Annotated in this window: 1 protein-coding gene; it reads left to right on the forward strand. The window is 50.0% G+C overall.

What is annotated here, in order from left to right; all coding sequences use genetic code 11:
• Positions 1-1,268: glycoside hydrolase family 2 TIM barrel-domain containing protein (locus R8O70_RS25530; RefSeq protein ID WP_318184502.1), on the forward strand; the 1,268-nt coding region annotated here is incomplete at both ends.

The following is a 1,268-nucleotide window of genomic DNA, read 5'->3' on the forward strand; positions in this document are numbered from 1 at the left end:
ACGTGTTCTATGCGCACGACCACATTCAAGGTCACTACGTTTGGGAATGGTGTGATCACGGCATTCTAGCGCGTGATGAACACGGTCAAGAGTTCTACAAATACGGCGGCGATTACGGCGACTACCCAAACAACTACAACTTCTGCATGGATGGTCTGATTTACCCAGATCAAACCCCGGGCCCTGGCCTGAAAGAATACAAACAAGTCATTGCACCGGTGAAAATCCGCGCCGTTGAAGGTTGCCATGACCGCTTTATCGTTGAGAACAAATTGTGGTTCACCAACCTCGATGATTACACCATTACTGCTGACGTGCGTGCCGAAGGTGAAACCCTGCGTAGCGTGCAATTCAAAGTCGAAGCTTTGGTCGCCAACAGCGAACGTGAAGTGACCATCGACTTGCCAGAATTGGATGAGCGTGAAGCCTTTGTTAACTTCACCGTACGCAAAGACAGTCGCACGCTTTACAGCGAAGCCAACCATGAAATTGCGGTGTATCAGTTCCAACTGAAAAACAAGTCCGCGACGTTGCCTGCGCTGGTCAACCACAATATTCAACCCTTGCTGCTTGAAGAAAGCCGCCTAGAGCATGTGATCACAGGTCATAACTTCACGCTTACCTTCTCCATAGTAAACGGCAAACTGACTTCTTGGCGCGTAAATGGCGAAGAGATCATTCAATCTGAGCCGAGACTAAACTTCTTCAAACCGATGATTGATAACCACAAACAAGAGTATGAAGGTTTGTGGCACCCAGCGCATCTGCAAATCATGCAGGAGCACTTCCGCACACTTGCTGTGGAAGCAACTGATGATTCCGTCTTGATTACAACCACCAGCATCATTGCGCCGCCGGTCTTTGATTTTGGCATGCGTTGTACCTATCGCTATCAAATCAATGCTCAAGGCCATTTGAACGTGGAACTGAGTGGCGAGCGCTACGGCGACTACCCTCACGTGATTCCGGTCATCGGCTTGGATTTGGGCATCAACGGCAGCTTTGACCAAGTGAGCTACTACGGTCGCGGCCCAGAAGAAAACTACCAAGACAGTCGCCAAGCTAACCTCACTGATGTTTACCACAGCACCGTAGAAGACATGTTCGAGAACTACCCGTTCCCGCAAAACAACGGCAACCGCCAACACGTGCGCTGGGCATCGCTCACGAACCGTCATGGCACAGGGTTATTGGTGAAAGCTCAGCAAGAAATCAACTTCAGCGCGTGGTTCTACACCAACCAAAATCTGCATGAAGCGCAACATACG

This window comes from Vibrio sp. 779(2023) (assembly GCF_033344285.1).
GTDB classification, from domain to species: Bacteria; Pseudomonadota; Gammaproteobacteria; order Enterobacterales; family Vibrionaceae; genus Vibrio; species Vibrio alginolyticus.